The 15,051-nt window shown below is 48.4% G+C and carries 13 protein-coding genes and 4 pseudogenes; 9 read left to right on the forward strand and 8 right to left on the reverse strand.

The features are described 5' to 3' along the window. Positions 1–3 precede the first annotated feature (3 nt). Together H7R76_RS24475 and H7R76_RS24480 are read right to left on the reverse strand one after the other, a co-directional pair. Positions 4–726: pseudogene (locus tag H7R76_RS24475) on the reverse strand (IS30-like element IS30 family transposase); the annotation flags it as partial. Between the two features lie 67 nt (positions 727–793). Next, positions 794–1,081: pseudogene (locus H7R76_RS24480) on the reverse strand (transposase); the annotation flags it as partial. Positions 1,082–1,519: 438 nt separating this feature from the next. Between H7R76_RS24480 and repA the strand changes: the two are divergent. The 8 genes and pseudogenes from repA to H7R76_RS24520 all read left to right on the forward strand — a co-directional run bounded on the left by repA (position 1,520) and on the right by H7R76_RS24520 (position 10,531). Next, the gene (gene repA, locus H7R76_RS24485) at positions 1,520–2,380 is read left to right on the forward strand and encodes a replication protein RepA (protein ID WP_182968134.1); all 861 of its coding nucleotides are present in this window, start codon (positions 1,520–1,522) and stop codon (positions 2,378–2,380) included. Between the two features lie 399 nt (positions 2,381–2,779). Beyond that, positions 2,780–3,985, forward strand: coding sequence for an AAA family ATPase (locus H7R76_RS24490; RefSeq protein WP_000817632.1), 1,206 nt, complete (start codon positions 2,780–2,782; stop codon positions 3,983–3,985). Then, positions 3,982–4,947, forward strand: coding sequence for a ParB family protein (locus H7R76_RS24495; RefSeq protein ID WP_023338075.1), 966 nt, complete (start codon positions 3,982–3,984; stop codon positions 4,945–4,947). The genes H7R76_RS24490 and H7R76_RS24495 overlap by 4 nt, the downstream gene beginning before the upstream one ends. 264 nt (positions 4,948–5,211) lie before the next feature. After that, positions 5,212–6,918: pseudogene (locus tag H7R76_RS24500) on the forward strand (DUF8615 domain-containing protein). Between the two features lie 60 nt (positions 6,919–6,978). Next, positions 6,979–8,568, forward strand: a complete 1,590-nt coding sequence (locus tag H7R76_RS24505) for a hypothetical protein (protein ID WP_023338078.1) — start codon at positions 6,979–6,981, stop codon at positions 8,566–8,568. A gap of 9 nt (positions 8,569–8,577) precedes the next feature. Continuing rightward, on the forward strand, positions 8,578–9,393 hold the full coding sequence (locus tag H7R76_RS24510; protein WP_023338079.1) for a hypothetical protein: 816 nt from the start codon (positions 8,578–8,580) through the stop codon (positions 9,391–9,393). Positions 9,394–9,590: 197 nt separating this feature from the next. Then, positions 9,591–10,010 carry a hypothetical protein gene (locus H7R76_RS24515; protein WP_306173224.1) on the forward strand — a complete coding sequence of 140 codons (420 nt, stop codon included), beginning with the start codon at positions 9,591–9,593 and terminating at the stop codon, positions 10,008–10,010. Positions 10,011–10,021: 11 nt separating this feature from the next. Beyond that, positions 10,022–10,531: a hypothetical protein gene (locus H7R76_RS24520; RefSeq protein ID WP_023338081.1), complete on the forward strand. Its 510-nt coding sequence runs from the start codon at positions 10,022–10,024 to the stop codon at positions 10,529–10,531. A 275-nt stretch (positions 10,532–10,806) separates the two neighbouring features. Here the strand turns inward: H7R76_RS24520 and H7R76_RS24525 are convergent, their stop codons facing one another. The 4 genes from H7R76_RS24525 to relB form a co-directional block, all read right to left on the reverse strand. Beyond that, positions 10,807–11,919 carry an IS4-like element IS421 family transposase gene (locus tag H7R76_RS24525; protein WP_001300563.1) on the reverse strand — a complete coding sequence of 371 codons (1,113 nt, stop codon included), beginning with the start codon at positions 11,917–11,919 and terminating at the stop codon, positions 10,807–10,809. A 77-nt stretch (positions 11,920–11,996) separates the two neighbouring features. Beyond that, positions 11,997–12,152 carry a type I toxin-antitoxin system toxin HokD gene (gene hokD / locus H7R76_RS24530; RefSeq protein WP_001352007.1) on the reverse strand — a complete coding sequence of 52 codons (156 nt, stop codon included), beginning with the start codon at positions 12,150–12,152 and terminating at the stop codon, positions 11,997–11,999. A 71-nt stretch (positions 12,153–12,223) separates the two neighbouring features. Then, on the reverse strand, positions 12,224–12,511 hold the full coding sequence (gene relE / locus H7R76_RS24535) for a type II toxin-antitoxin system mRNA interferase RelE (RefSeq protein ID WP_000323025.1): 288 nt from the start codon (positions 12,509–12,511) through the stop codon (positions 12,224–12,226). Continuing rightward, the gene (gene relB, locus H7R76_RS24540) at positions 12,511–12,750 is read right to left on the reverse strand and encodes a type II toxin-antitoxin system antitoxin RelB (RefSeq protein WP_000534858.1); all 240 of its coding nucleotides are present in this window, start codon (positions 12,748–12,750) and stop codon (positions 12,511–12,513) included. The genes relE and relB overlap by 1 nt, the downstream gene beginning before the upstream one ends. 24 nt (positions 12,751–12,774) lie before the next feature. Here relB and H7R76_RS25005 point away from each other — a divergent pair. Then, positions 12,775–12,891 (forward strand): annotated as a pseudogene (locus H7R76_RS25005) (hypothetical protein); the annotation flags it as partial. 121 nt (positions 12,892–13,012) lie between these two features. Here H7R76_RS25005 and H7R76_RS24545 read toward each other — a convergent pair. Together H7R76_RS24545 and H7R76_RS24550 are read right to left on the reverse strand one after the other, a co-directional pair. Next, positions 13,013–13,936, reverse strand: a complete 924-nt coding sequence (locus H7R76_RS24545; RefSeq protein ID WP_000167917.1) for a cation diffusion facilitator family transporter — start codon at positions 13,934–13,936, stop codon at positions 13,013–13,015. 199 nt (positions 13,937–14,135) lie between these two features. Further along, positions 14,136–14,708 (reverse strand): cytochrome b/b6 domain-containing protein, encoded by a 573-nt coding sequence (locus tag H7R76_RS24550; RefSeq protein ID WP_001515348.1) that lies wholly within the window; start codon positions 14,706–14,708, stop codon positions 14,136–14,138. Between the last annotated feature and the right edge of the window lie 343 nt (positions 14,709–15,051).

Genomic DNA, 15,051 nt, shown 5'->3' on the forward strand with positions numbered 1-15,051 from the left:
CCTACCTGAGACTAAATCGCCCTCCCAATGCCCCAGAGAGCGTCTGTTATCGATATTTCGGGAACGTTCGTGAATTGGTGTTCCGTTCACTATGTTAATCGTACCTCTTTCGCCTTTGCGGGTATGACGCCTGCCATGGCGAAGGCTATGCGACCGTCGCAGATGCTGTATATTCAGGTGGTGTAGCGCTTCACGGCTACGAAAGTACAGCGTTTTATAAATTGTCTCAGGTGATATTCGCAGCGTTTTTTGACGTGGTTTTGTTCGCCTTAACCATCCTGATATTTGCTCTGGAGACCATTTCATCTCCAGCTTTTCCAGAACAAGCTTTCGCAATGGTAAATTTTGATCCAGTAAGCACGGTTTTGGCCTTTTCGCCATTCTGTTGGCTCGGTTATTAGCATCAACAGCTTTGTAATAGCGTCTGCCCCGATTACGCTGAACTTCACGTGAGATCGTCGAAGGACTGCGATTCAGCGCAGTAGCTATCGCACGAATGCTCATTTTGGCTGACAAACCAGCTCGTATCTCCTCGCGCTCAGACAGTGTCAGGTGAGCTACAGCCCGCTTACGCTCATGGGGTTTTATGCCGCCAGTATCCCTTAACATAGTGAAGATCGTTCCGGGTTTTGAACCCAGGATATTCGCTATTTCACTGAAGCCTGTTCCGTTCTTCCATAGTTCAAAAACAGAGGCTTTTTCCTCTGCTGTAAATGTTCGTCTCATTCAAAAAACCTCCGCAACCCCATGTTTTCACATAACTGTTGCGTTGACCAATTGAATCTACAGTAGCCTTTTTTAATATTTCATTTTCCATTTCAATACGTTGTAGCTTTTTCCTGAGCTCACGGATTTCAATTTGTTCCGGGGTAATGGGGGAGGCTTTTGGTGTTTTGCCCTGCCGTTCATCACGTAATTGTTTCACCCATCGCGTCATTGTGGAAAGGCCGACATCCATAGCGCTGGCTGCATCTGCCACGGTGTAGTTCTGGTCAACGACCAGTTGAGCGGATTCGCGTTTAAACTCTGCGCTGAAATTTCTTTTTTCATTATGACTCCTGTGTTGTTCTGAGGTGAGCATATCACCTCTGTTCAGGTGGCCAAATTCAGTAAACCACTTCAATTGGATACCAATTCCTGTACGAGGGCGATGAGCTTAAATGCTATGAACATGGTCTTCTCATCGAAAGCGTAGAATAATACGACTCCCTTCCAACCGGCTACGTTGGCCGGTTTTTTCACTTATCCACATTATCCACTGGATAGATCCAATAATCAGGTCCATACAGATCCCAATTAGATCCATATAGATCCCTGATCGTCGTAGGCCGCGTCCCGTCTGGCTTAGAAGCCTTTCGCGATGTGTGCTGGAGGGAAAACGATGTGCGCTGGAGGGAAAAAAATGTGTGCTGACGGGTTGCTAATGTGTGCTGGCGGGATATAGGATGTGTGCTGACGGGAAAGCCAGGGTAGTTATCATCACTGATAAAAACTATCCACATAATTCGGAAAAAGCAATATGAATCAATCTTTTATATCCGATATTCTTTACGCAGACATTGAAAGTAAGGCAAAAAAACTAACAGTTAATTCAAACAACACTGTGCAGCCTGTAGCGTTGATGCGTTTGGGGGTATTCGTGCCGAAGCCATCAAAGAGCAAAGGAGAAAGTAAAGAGATTGATGCCACCAAAGCGTTTTCCCAGCTGGAGATAGCTAAAGCCGAGGGTTACGATGATATTAAAATCACCGGTCCTCGACTCGATATGGATACTGATTTCAAAACGTGGATCGGTGTCATCTACGCGTTCAGCAAATACGGCTTGTCCTCAAACACCATCCAGTTATCGTTTCAGGAATTCGCTAAAGCCTGTGGTTTCCCCTCAAAACGTCTGGATGCGAAACTGCGTTTAACCATTCATGAATCACTTGGACGCTTGCGTAACAAGGGTATCGCTTTTAAGCGCGGAAAAGATGCTAAAGGCGGCTATCAGACTGGTCTGCTGAAGGTCGGGCGTTTTGATGCTGACCTTGATCTGATAGAACTGGAGGCTGATTCGAAGCTGTGGGAGCTGTTCCAGCTTGATTATCGCGTTCTGTTGCAACACCACGCCTTGCGTGCCCTTCCGAAGAAAGAAGCTGCACAAGCCATTTACACTTTCATCGAAAGCCTTCCGCAGAACCCGTTGCCGCTATCGTTCGCGCGAATCCGTGAGCGCCTGGCTTTGCAGTCAGCTGTTGGCGAGCAAAACCGTATCATTAAGAAAGCGATAGAACAGCTTAAAACAATCGGCTATCTCGACTGTTCAATTGAGAAGAAAGGCCGGGAAAGTTTTGTAATCGTCCATTCTCGCAATCCAAAGCTGAAACTTCCCGAATAAGTGTGTGCTGGAGGGCAGCTGCATTTGAAAAATGTGCGCTGCCGGGAATGCCTGCCCATTTTCCTGTTTTTGGTGTGCGCTGGAGGGTTGCGCCACGCAGTTTGCCCAGACATTCCCTCCAGCACACATCTAACCATCCAAGTTTCCCTCCAGCGCACATCTAATCTTCTATCTTTCCCTCCAGCACACATATTTGATACCAGCGATCCCTCCACAGCACATAATTCAATGCGACTTCCCTCTATCGCACATTCTGGTCCTGCATCATCCCTCCAGCACACATCTAATAACCTCATCGCCATTTCTTTACGTGCAATAATTGGCGCACGAATCAAAAAAAGTTGCACGTAGCAGAATCAAACGTACAATTCACTCATACTAAATGATAAGGAGATGATGATGAAACGCGATTACGGCGGTGTCGGCACCATAGCTCTTCGTGCAAGCGCATTACTTAAGGCCATGAGTCAGGATATTGAAGATCAGCGTAAAGAGTTCAATCAGACCGAGTATTATCAGACGTTCACTCGTAACGCTGTGGCAAAGTTGCCGAAGCTGAGCCGCCGCATTGTGGAGCAGGCCATCAAAGAGATGGAAGATGATGGGTACCAGTTCAACAAGAAACAGGTCGGTAACGTTGAACAGTACGCGCTGACCATCCAGAACGTCATTGATATCTATGCCCACCGTAAGATCCCCAAATATCGCGACATTCACAAATCGCCTTACGTTATTTTTGTCGTAAACCTGAAGGGTGGCGTATCCAAAACGGTTTCCACAGTAACGTTGGCGCACGCTCTGCGTGTGCATCAGGATTTACTGCGTCACGATCTGCGCATTCTGGTAATTGACCTTGACCCTCAGGCATCCAGCACAATGTTCCTCGACCATACTCACAGTATTGGTTCCATCCTGGAAACCGCCGCGCAGGCGATGCTGAACGACCTGGACGCGGAGACGCTACGCAAAGAGGTGATTCGTCCGACCATCGTTCCTGGCGTAGACGTGATTCCAGCCTCTATCGACGATGGCTTTGTTGCCAGCCAATGGAAAGAGCTGGTTGAAGAGCATCTTCCCGGACAAAATCAGTACGAAATCCTTCGACGCAATATCATTGATCGTGTTGCGGATGATTATGACTTTATCTTTATTGATACCGGTCCACACCTGGATCCGTTCCTGCTCAACGGTCTGGCGGCCAGCGATTTGCTGCTTACCCCTACCCCACCAGCCCAGGTTGACTTCCACTCAACACTGAAATATCTCACCCGTCTGCCAGAAATGCTGGAGCAACTGGAGGAGGAAGGCGTAGAACCGCGTTTGAGCGCCAGCATTGGTTTTATGTCGAAGATGACCGGCAAGCGCGATCACGAGACATCACACAGCCTTGCGCGTGAGGTTTACGCCAGCAACATTCTGGACTCTTCTCTGCCTCGTCTGGATGGCTTTGAGCGATGCGGCGAGTCTTTCGACACCGTAATCAGTGCCAACCCGCAATCGTATCCAGGCAGTGCAGAGGCGCTGAAGAAGGCACGAACCGAGGCCGAGCGTTTCACTAAGGCTGTGTTTGATCGAATTGAGTTTGTTAGGGGTGAGGCGGCATGAAAAAAATAGTTTCCCGTGGACGAGTGCTGGGCAAGAATAGCTCCGAGTTTGCTCGCATGCTTGAAGGCAGTGAAGGCACCAAAACCTTTACCCTAAAATCTGGTCGCCAGGCTAAATTTTTGCTTACCGTTGTGCTGAGTGGTGAGATTGAGTCGCGCACGTTCGTTGACCCGGCAGTTAACGGCCGCGATCAGTCTCTGCTCACCCCTGAGTCGGTAAGCGATATTTCCCGCACCATTAAATTGCAACAGTTCTTCCCGGCTATCGGTCGTATGGTTGGGGAGCGCATTGAGGTATTGGACGGATCACGTCGCCGCGCTGCGTGTATCTTCAATGAAACGAAATTTGAGATTCTGGTGACGAAAGATGAGATCAGCCTGGCGGATGCCCGCCAGCTGGCCATTGATATCCAGACAGCCCGCGAACACACTCTGCGCGAGCTGGGTAAACGCTTCGAGGTTATGTACGGCAAGAATATGACCAAAGAAGAGATCGCCCGAGCTGAGAACATCTCAAAGGCTAAAGTGACGCGAGCTTTCCAGGCTGCGGCGGTGCCGGATGAGATGATTGCTGTCTTCCCTGTTGCCAGCGATCTCGCCCTGCCTGATTACCAGTTGCTGCTCCAGATCTCCGAAGATGCTAACGCCAAAAACGTACCGATTGGAGATCTGGTTGATACGGTGCGCGAGCGAATTGCAGAGACTGAGGGCGCGAAAGAGGATAAAGCGAAGATACTGGCTATCTTCAAAGCGGAAAGCAAAAGCCTGAAGCCCGCGCCGGTTAAATCTGTGGTGGTTGAGAAGCTGCGAGACTTCTCTGACCGTCGCCAATATGCTCGAAAGAAGTCCGATCCGAAAAAACGGGTTGTCGCCTACGAGTTCTCCAGACTCCCGTCTGAAGTGCAAACTGAAATTGACGAAGCAATAAAAAAAATCATTGGGAAAATGTCTGCTGGGGAATAATCCCGCTGGTGGGAGGTGGTGTTAGCCCCTCCCCTTCCTAAAATGTCCCGCACCGATTTCATTGCTAACCTTGTGATTTGCATGTGTTTTTTAGGGGGGTTTCAGACTGAAATTCCCACAATTTAACGCCTGCATTCACCGTCCACTTCCCCGCACAAAAAATTTAAAAAATTACTTTTCGCGAGAAAGTCAACAAGTGACTTTCAATAAAATCTCTTCCGAAAAGGGATTCACACAAGTGCCTTGTGTTTAAGGAAGAGTAACTTGAGTAACTTACGCGAATACCAGAATCGTATTGCAGATATCGCAAAACGCTCTAAAGCCGTTCTTGGCTGGGCAAGTACAGCACAGTTCGGTACTGATAACCAATTCATCAAAGATGATGCCGCGCGTGCCGCATCTATCCTTGAAGCTGCACGTAAAGACCCAATTTTTGCGGGTATCTCTGATAATGCCACCGCTCAAATTGCTACCGCGTGGGCAAGTGCACTGGCTGACTACGCCGCAGCACATAAATCTATGCCGCGTCCGGAAATTCTGGCCTCCTGCCACCAGACGCTGGAAAACTGCCTGATTGAGTCCACCCGCAATAGCATGGATGCCACTAATAAAGCGATGCTGGAATCCGTCGCAGCAGAGATGATGAGCGTTTCTGACGGTGTTATGCGTCTGCCTTTATTCCTCGCGATGATCCTGCCTGTTCAGTTGGGGGCAGCTACCGCTGATGCGTGTACCTTCATTCCGGTTACGCGTGACCAGTCCGACATCTATGAAGTCTTTAACGTGGCAGGTTCCTCTTTTGGTTCTTATGCTGCTGGTGATGTTCTGGACATGCAATCCGTCGGTGTGTACAGCCAGTTACGCCGCCGCTATGTGCTGGTGGCAAGCTCCGATGGCACCAGCAAAACCGCAACCTTCAAGATGGAAGACTTCGAAGGCCAGAATGTACCAATCCGAAAAGGTCGCACTAACATCTACGTTAACCGTATTAAGTCTGTTGTTGATAACGGTTCCGGCAGCCTACTTCACTCGTTTACTAATGCTGCTGGTGAGCAAATCACTGTTACCTGCTCTCTGAACTACAACATTGGTCAGATTGCCCTGTCGTTCTCCAAAGCGCCGGATAAAGGCACTGAGATCGCAATTGAGACGGAAATCAATATTGAAGCCGCTCCTGAGCTGATCCCGCTGATCAACCACGAAATGAAGAAATACACCCTGTTCCCAAGTCAGTTCGTTATCGCGGCTGAGCACACGGTATAGGCGGCGTATGAAGCACAGCGTGAATTTGGTCTGGACCTGGGTTCCCTACAGTTCCGCACCCTGAAGGAATACCTGTCTCATGAACAGGATATGCTGCGTCTTCGCATCATGATCTGGCGCACTCTTGCGACCGACACCTTTGACATCGCTCTGCCGGTTAACCAGTCCTTTGATGTATGGGCAACCATCATTCGTGGAAAATTCCAGACTGTATATCGCGACATTATTGAGCGCGTTAAATCTTCTGGTGCGATGGGGATGTTTGCTGGTGCTGATGCAGCATCTTTCTTCAAACAGTTGCCGAAGGATTTCTTCCAGCCAGCCGAAGACTATATCCAGACTCCGTATGTTCACTACATCGGTACCCTGTTCGGTAACGTAAAAGTGTACGAAGTACCTGCTGGTATTTGTAAGAACTTAACGACAGAGAACATTCAGTTCAGCTCGATGGATGTGCTGTGCTACGTCCGTGATGAAAATCCGGGTAAAGCAGGCTTCGTGACTGGTGATGCTGTCCCGGCTATCCCGTTCCAGCATCCGACCACTCCGGCGCTGGTCAACCGTACCACACTGTGGGGTTCGGCTATCAACGATATGCACCCACGCAACGGCGCTGATTACTTCACTCGTGTAACGCTGACAATGGCCAAAAAAGGCGGGCTTAACTTTATAAGCGGCGACACGATTGATGCCGGTGACTCTGAGTAATCAGGGGAAGTTCTCCGTTTAACATAGCGCCCCCGTGCGGGGCGCATAACAGGGAAAGTTATGTCTCAATATTCAATTCAACAGTCATTAGGTAATGCATCCGGCGTCGCGGTTAGCCCGATCAATGCCGATGCGACGTTATCTACCGGTGTTGCATTAAATAGCAGCTTGTGGGCTGGTATTGGCGTATTTGCGCGTGGCAAGCCGTTTACTGTTCTTGCGGTTACTGAGTCCAATTACGAAGATGTTCTCGGCGAACCGCTGAAGCCGTCTTCCGGCTCACAGTTCGAACCAATTCGCCATGTGTACGAAGCTATTCAGCAAACGTCTGGTTATGTTGTCCGTGCTGTTCCGGATGATGCGAAGTTCCCGATTATTATGTTCGATGAATCAGGCGAACCGGCTTACACTGCGTTGCCATATGGTTCTGAAATTGAACTTGATAGCGGCGAAGCCTTTGCTATCTACGTTGATGATGGTGATCCGTGTATTTCACCTACCCGTGAGTTAACCATCGAAACGGCAACAGCGGACAGCGCGGGTAATGAACGCTTCCTCTTAAAACTAACCCAGACGACTTCGCTCGGTGTGGTAACGACCCTGGAGACACACACTGTGTCTTTGGTGGAAGAAGCGAAAGATGACATGGGCCGCTTGTGTTATCTGCCTACGGCTCTGGAAGCCCGTTCTAAATATCTGCGCGCGGTTGTTAATGAAGATCTGATTTCTACAGCGAAAGTAACAAACAAAAAATCGTTGGCGTTCACTGGTGGTACCAACGGTGATCAGTCGAAAATCTCAACCGCTGCGTACCTGCGTGCGGTGAAAGTGCTGAACAATGCGCCGTACATGTACACCGCTGTTCTTGGCTTGGGCTGCTATGACAATGCGGCTATCACCGCATTAGGTAAAATCTGTGCAGATCGCCTGATTGATGGCTTCTTTGATGTCAAACCGACATTGACGTACACGGAAGCGATCTCTGCTGTTGAAGATACCGGTTTACTTGGTACCGATTATGTAAGCTGTGCTGTCTATCACTTCCCGTTCTCCTGCAAAGACAAATGGACCCAATCCCGTGTGGTCTTCGGTCTGTCTGGCGCGGCGTATGCGGCGAAAGCTCGTGGCGTCAAGAAAAACTCTGATGTCGGCGGTTGGCATTACTCACCGGCTGGTGAAGAACGTGCCGTCATTGCTCGTGCGTCAATTCAACCGCTGTATCCGGAAGATACCCCGGACGAAGAAGCAATGGTCAAGGGCCGTCTCAATAAAGTATCTGTTGGCACCTCTGGCCAGATGATCATCGACGATGCTTTAACTTGCTGCACGCAGGATAACTATCTGCACTTCCAGCACGTCCCATCCCTGATGAATGCAATCAGCCGTTTCTTTGTCCAGTTAGCCCGACAGATGAAGCATAGCCCGGACGGTATTACTGCGGCTGGCCTGACTAAAGGGATGACCAAACTTTTAGATCGCTTTGTCGCCTCCGGCGCTCTGGTGGCTCCTCGTGATCCTGATGCTGACGGTACAGAACCGTATGTGCTGAAAGTTACGCAGGCGGAATTCGATAAATGGGAAGTAGTCTGGGCCTGCTGCCCGACTGGCGTAGCCCGTCGTATCCATGGCGTACCGCTGCTTATTAAGTAAGGGAATACAATGAGCAAAAACTTTTTTCAATCCGGGGCATTTTTGGGGAATGGACTGTCCCGTTTCGCTTTGAACGCTGATCCGGTGCAGTTGATGGAATCTGCCCGTGTAAGTGCCCAACCGCCAACCGAACCGGTGATTAATAATAATCCGGAACCGGCGGCACAGATTAACGAGAACGTTCAATCTGACCCGGCACCTGAGCAAATCCTGGAAGGAAAAGAAGGTAAAGAATGGACCGTCGAACAGGCGCACAAGATGATTCTGGAAGCTGCAAATCGAAGTGCTATGCAGAATGCGTTGAGTAATGCGGCCGATGCCGTTTTCGCCTGGGCTGATAGCGGTGATCTGACTTTCGACTCCCTTGATGGTTTCGTTCAGGCTATCGCTGGTATCTCTGACGACGACGATACCGAAGTTACAGAAGAACAGGACGATGCCTATAACGAAGCATGGGCAAATGTTGCTGACTTCCTCGCAGCATGCGGTGTAGATGATGACCTGATCGAAGCATTGACCGACGATGAAGACGACGACGCAGCTGCTGATGTTGGTTCCGCTATCGCTGGTTTGGATAGCGACGACCGCGACGAACTGGAAGCGGCGTTTGTTGTTGCTGGCACTTCTGATGAAATGCTGACTGAAGCATTTAAGAAGGTTGTTCGTAACGGTGAGATCAAGCTCATCCGTAAACGTCTGCGTAAAAAACGTCTGACTGCGGCTCAAAAATCGGCGCTGAAAAAAGCGCGTCGTAAAGCCCAGACCGGCGCGGCAAAACTGGCCCGCAAAAAGTCAATGAAACTGCGCCGTAAGCGCCTCGGCTAAAGGAGGAGGCCGGAGAACTCCGGCCTTTAACTTGAATGGCACCTATACCTTTTGGGGTTTACAGCCAGGCTGACGGTGTATCGCCATTTCTGAAAGTTACTTTAACGAACTCTCAGTACCAGGTTACCGGATATATCAGCCAGGGGGCGGCAATGAATCTGGCCCAGAATTGGGAAGCGCCGTTTACCGGTATGTCTATGGGTTCTGTTGCTGGTGCCTTCAGTGGTTTTGCGCAGGTTGGTACTGAAACAACGTCAGTTGCCCGTTGGAACAGCTTAATGGTTTGGGAAGGGGGGACACCGCCGACTTTCACGCTGCCAGTAACTTTCATTGCTTTGTTTAACCCATATACGGAAGTTTCAGGTGCTATCGCCGCGTTGTCAGCAATGATTAGCCCGGAACTTAAAGACGCTAGTATTGGTGGTCGAATCCCGGAGCGTGTGACGCTAAACATTGGTCGCCGGATCAACATCATTGATGTCGCTATCCAGGACCTTAGTTTCGATCTCGATGCCCCCAGGGATAGTAATGGGCATTTCCTGAAAAACACCGTCAACCTCCAGTTGACCGGTTCTTCGATATATAACAGCTCCGATATTGTTCGGGCGTTCCAGTAAAAGGATTTTATATGGGGCACAATAACACTAAGGGAAACCGTAAATTTATTAAGGGCCGCTATACTGCCAACGCGGCCAAAGGCGAACGACTGGTATCTTCTGAATTCCAGCTCACTTTTGCAGGCCATGAAGATATCAGCGTACCGGTTCGCACATCGCAAATTCCTGAAATGACCCGCGAGGATGTGGAGGACTATGGTCCGAATGGTGTGAAGTTCAACCAGCACGGTCCAATTCGAAACTCTGGGGAAATCCAGGTCCAGTGCGTGGAGACTATCGAAGGCGATATTCTTCAGTTCATTAAGGATCGCATTGCAGAGAAAGACTATGTTGATATCACGATGGCTGCTACCCCTGAATCCAAATCTTCCGGGGTTAACGCTGTGACAAAAGCTGCTACAACAATTGAAATGTTGGACTGCAAAATCTACAGTGATGCAATCGACTTTAGTACCGAAGATGTGACTGCTGCTGTGCGCCCGTCACTTCGTATCGTCTACAACTGGATTGATTGGGATTAAGAGTCATCCCTTGTATTTTAAAGCTCCTTCGGGAGCTTTTTTATTTGGAGAGGAAAGGGTGCATTGAGGATACCTGACACACGAAGAGTGGCGGGGATCTCTCCCATAAGCGCTAACTTAAGGGTTGAACCATCTGAAGAATGCGACGCCTCGGTGCCTCGTTAAGACGATGCCTCGCGTTCTTCAATTGCGTTTTGTAGGCTGTCAGGGATACTGTCCCACGAATGGCCACCTGTAAGCTCCAGATGACCATTTTTGTTATTCTCCACAACGAGTTAGTTCTTCTTTTCGGATCCGGCACTTCTGGGGGGGAAATCCAGCGATGGCTGGATTATGTCGTCAATTAAAAATGCGGCGAGTAGATTAGCAAATATCCACGCTTTCGCGAGTTCAGGTTCCTTTGCACGCAAAGCATCCAGGTGCAGCAAACTTTTGAGCCGCTTAAAAGCCAGTTCAATTTGCCATCGCAGACGGTAACAATCAGCCACTTGCTCTGCTGAATATTCATCTTCCGGTAATGATGTTAGCAATAGCACATGGCCCGCTGCTTCCAGCGTTTCCGCCTGAACTACTCGTCCTTTTCGACGATTCTCGCTGAGCAGTCGGGTTTTACTGATTAATGCTTTTTCGGGAGGAAGTGATACGGCAATGAGACGTGCCGGAAAGGGAGCTCCGGCTTTTTTATTACCTGAATTGCCTATCATTACAGTGGTTTCACCGTTCTTACCGCAATCCAGCCCGCGCAGAAAACCCATCATGTCAAAGCGCATTCCTTCTGCAGTTAACCAGCGCAATCCTCGCCAGTGAACCCGGACGATATAATCAGCTTCTCCAAAAGCAAGTGAGCGGATACATTCGGGACGCGAACCGAATCCCCGGTCAGCAATGCGTATCTCGTCTGCCGTTTGCGCAAATCGGTCCAGCCGTTCAGCGTCTCTGCTGTCGGTTAGCTCAAAATCAGTGAACTGACAGGTATGAGGATCATATCCCATATGTAGTCGCCATTCAGCGCTGCCGCCCCCGGGCGCACTGATTGCTGTTCCATCGACAAGACGCAATCTCTTTCCGCTTGTACAACCCGTAACTGCGGCGCGTACAGCAAGTGTTTGTGCGGCAAGTATGCCAAACCAGTCGGCGGCATTCCGCAGCCGCTTCAGGAGAGCCACGTCAGATAATGTTGCAACGTCATGGAGCTGAGCCCATGCAGTGACTTCACGTAATGACATCCCCCCGGGGCCGTAAGCCAGCCCCAGACGTAGCAGAGTTGCAGCATCACGAATTTCGCGGCGGCGGGTTAGAGCCCCGGCATTACGTGCCGAAGTATCCAGTTCTTCGGGCTTACCAATATGGGCCAGAATTGCTGACCAGTTATCGTGAGAGTAATTCATCGGCACGTTAAATCATATCAGGCGTAATACCACAACCCTTAAGTTAGCGCTTATGGGATCTCTCCCCGCCAGGTCTCTTACCTTTCAGATTCGTAGGCTGTGAAGACAGTGACCTCCGTCTGGCCGGTTCGGATTCGTACCTCGCAGAGGTCTTTCCTCGTTACCAGTGCCGTCACTATGACGGTTAAACAGATGACGATCAGAGCGATTAATATCGCTTTTTGCTGCTTCATAGCCTGCTTCTCCTGTCAACGCAAAGCAGAAGTGTCACCATCGGTGCGAAACAGAGATGTCATGCTTTGGTTCAGAGAATGCGTTTGACCGCCTCGCTATATACTTCCGAGCGTTCTCTTTTCCCAACAGAAATCACGAAAACGACAACTTTCTCGTCTATAACCTGGTATACAAGGCGATAGCCTGAAGACCGGAGCTTAATCTTGTAACAATCAGGCATACCACGGAGCTTGTTTGCTTCAATCCGGGGTGACTCAAGTACTTCAACCAGCTTCTTTTTCAACTGTTCACGTACCGTCGAGCCCAGCTTTCGCCATTCCTTTAGTGCCCGCTCGTCAAAATCCAGAAAATACGCCATCAGAGTTCATCCAGCGTCACACGTACTGGCTTAGGATTACGAAGTCGTTCTTTCACTATCTCCACAAGTTCAGCATCTTCATCACTCAGGAGTGTCTGTTTGAACGGCAAGCGTTCATTGTCAGCGATATACTCGAGCATGAGACGAAGCGCTTCAGAAGGAGTTACGCCCATTTTTTCAAGCGCGGCGTAAGAACGCGCTTTAAGTTCATCGTCAATACGTAGGTTAATGCTACCCATGTCTTACACCCCTTGTAATTACAAATGTCATTACAAGTATCGCACTACAACATGCTTAGGGCAAGTCACGAAGTAAGTCAGAAAGTAGTCGTAAGAACGGTGATCACTGTCCGCTTTGTGCCAGAAGCGGACTTTTTAAAAATATTGCGTGCCCAACAATTGGGCGCAGGTCACATCAAGTACCCTCAGAATTATAGAGAATACCTGAAATTTTTGTAGAGCGAGGTTTGTTACCCTGCCCGACCAGCGACATGTGGTTAGTTTAGTGATCAGAAATGTCGAGCGTTTGGTCGTTCATTGACGCGGGATCTTCCAACGGTTCCACATGAGTGGTGATATGGATAAAAGGCAGTGCGGTGCGGATATCATTCTCTATACGCTCGGCCCAGTCGTGCCCATATTGAACAGTCCATCGCCCAGGAACTAGGATGTGCATTGTCATAAACGCCCGCCCACCAGCCTGGCGTGTACGTAGTGCATGGAAATCAAGCCCCTGTTCACGATATCCTGCCAGCAGTGACTCGATTTTTTTGAGTTCTTCCGTGGGTAGCGATACGTCCATCAGACCTGCAGCTGAACGACTCATAAGCTGATAACCAGTCCAAACGATGTTGGCTGCGACCAGCAATGCAACGATCGGATCGACCCAAAACCAGCCGGTCAGATAAACCAGTCCGACACCAAAAATGACACCGACCGACGTCCAGACATCGGTCAGCAGGTGATGAGCATCTGCCTCAAGAGTGATAGAGTTGTGCTGCCTGCCAGCCCTTAACAAAATGCGAGCCGTCACAAAATTAAGGATTGATGCGACTGTTGAAACCAGTAATCCGAGACCAATCTCCTCAAGCGGCTGTGGAGTTAACATCCGCTCAACTGCGGTATAGGCGATACTGGCTGCCGCCAATAGGATCAGAAATCCTTCGAAAGCACTCGAGAAATATTCGGCTTTGCCGTGCCCATATGCATGGTTCTCATCGGCCGGAAGCGCAGCCAAGGTCAGCATCCAGAGCGCCATTAGGGCTCCTGCGAGGTTAACTACGGATTCGATGGCATCAGATAGCAGACCGACCGAACCGGTCATTTTCCACGCCACACCTTTGAGTCCGATAGTGGCAATAGCCGTGGCAATGGAAAGCCAAGCGTAGTGCGTCAGCGGACGAGGTAACCCTTTTGTTTTAGTCATTATTAACTTCCTAAAATAGGACGACTAACTCACATTTCTATCCATGATAGATAATTAAACAATCATTTCGCCATGAATATTTTTTCGTTTTTATTAAATTTAATTAAAAAGTCTCTGCAAGTGCTGTTTCATCTTCTAGTAAACTAAATTTTATTTTTAGGGTTTTCTTCAACTTGAAGTAATATTATCTCACAACAGATTAGTCACTTAGGTTAACTGAGCGGCTTTTATATTTTTCAATTAAAATATGCAAAACTCCCATTGCACCATGTGCATAAAAATAGACCTCAATGAAAGTAGTAAAGAACTTATGCCAGTGGATTACTGTTTCAGCCAGATTTGACTGCATGGTATTCAACAAGAACCATAGGCCACCTGAAAGTGCTACAATTAGCAATGCTAGAACTCCAAATCCTTGGATTGTACTGGCAATACCTCCCGAATGTGCATCGGGCAGTCGGAAACTAGTCAACGTTTTTATATCTTGCTTAATACCACTAAAGTCAAGCCCTACCCATGAAAAATAATAAGTAAAACCTCTTTGAGTAAGCATCCAACTTAACATAATAAAACCACAAATAATCAGTCCTAACCCTGAAATAATGTGCATCCAGGTTATAACTCCTTCAAGACTATGTTCACCAATTGCTTCGGTCTCTGTCAGATTAGAGTTAATAATTTGTGATAATATTAGAAATGCCACAATGATGTGAAGAATACGAAAAAAAGGAGCGTAATCATGGGGTAATAGATTCCAGAGTCGCAATTTCATTAATGAGTCCTTAGTAAATTTATCGATGATCTTAATCATACAAAAGAATTATTAGGATAACCTTAATTCTTAAAATTGCAGCAGGCATTAGTTCACCTCTGATATGGCCACTTGCGAAATGGGAATGGTAACTGTTATTACTATGTGTTTACTTGCTGTTCTTGTTACGCAGCCCCTTAAACACATTACTTTCAAATATGATTTCCTGCTGGGTTTAAATATGTGTCTTTCTATAGTGCGGCAACCTATTTTTACACCAACTCATGAATTAAATAAGAATCATAAATTAAATGAGAGGTTTAATTCTCTTGCTTAACGCGATGATATTAAATGGAAATTTTAA

Origin of the sequence: Klebsiella sp. WP8-S18-ESBL-06, from assembly GCF_014169755.1 — a bacterium.
Lineage (GTDB): Bacteria > Pseudomonadota > Gammaproteobacteria > Enterobacterales > Enterobacteriaceae > Kluyvera > Kluyvera ascorbata_B.

Excerpts from the sequence above, each read along its gene's own strand:
- H7R76_RS24490 (WP_000817632.1), top strand. The coding sequence starts at position 2,780 with ATGAAACGCGATTACGGCGGTGTCGGCACCATAGCTCTTCGTGCAAGC.
- relB (WP_000534858.1), bottom strand. The coding sequence starts at position 12,750 with ATGGGTAGCATTAACCTACGTATTGACGATGAACTTAAAGCGCGTTCT.
- H7R76_RS24550 (WP_001515348.1), bottom strand. The coding sequence starts at position 14,708 with ATGAAATTGCGACTCTGGAATCTATTACCCCATGATTACGCTCCTTTT.
- relE (WP_000323025.1), bottom strand. The coding sequence starts at position 12,511 with ATGGCGTATTTTCTGGATTTTGACGAGCGGGCACTAAAGGAATGGCGA.
- H7R76_RS24505 (WP_023338078.1), top strand. The coding sequence starts at position 6,979 with ATGTCTCAATATTCAATTCAACAGTCATTAGGTAATGCATCCGGCGTC.
- H7R76_RS24520 (WP_023338081.1), top strand. The coding sequence starts at position 10,022 with ATGGGGCACAATAACACTAAGGGAAACCGTAAATTTATTAAGGGCCGC.
- H7R76_RS24495 (WP_023338075.1), top strand. The coding sequence starts at position 3,982 with ATGAAAAAAATAGTTTCCCGTGGACGAGTGCTGGGCAAGAATAGCTCC.
- H7R76_RS24515 (WP_306173224.1), top strand. The coding sequence starts at position 9,591 with ATGGGTTCTGTTGCTGGTGCCTTCAGTGGTTTTGCGCAGGTTGGTACT.
- hokD (WP_001352007.1), bottom strand. The coding sequence starts at position 12,152 with ATGAAGCAGCAAAAAGCGATATTAATCGCTCTGATCGTCATCTGTTTA.
- H7R76_RS24545 (WP_000167917.1), bottom strand. The coding sequence starts at position 13,936 with ATGACTAAAACAAAAGGGTTACCTCGTCCGCTGACGCACTACGCTTGG.
- repA (WP_182968134.1), top strand. The coding sequence starts at position 1,520 with ATGAATCAATCTTTTATATCCGATATTCTTTACGCAGACATTGAAAGT.
- H7R76_RS24510 (WP_023338079.1), top strand. The coding sequence starts at position 8,578 with ATGAGCAAAAACTTTTTTCAATCCGGGGCATTTTTGGGGAATGGACTG.
- H7R76_RS24525 (WP_001300563.1), bottom strand. The coding sequence starts at position 11,919 with ATGAATTACTCTCACGATAACTGGTCAGCAATTCTGGCCCATATTGGT.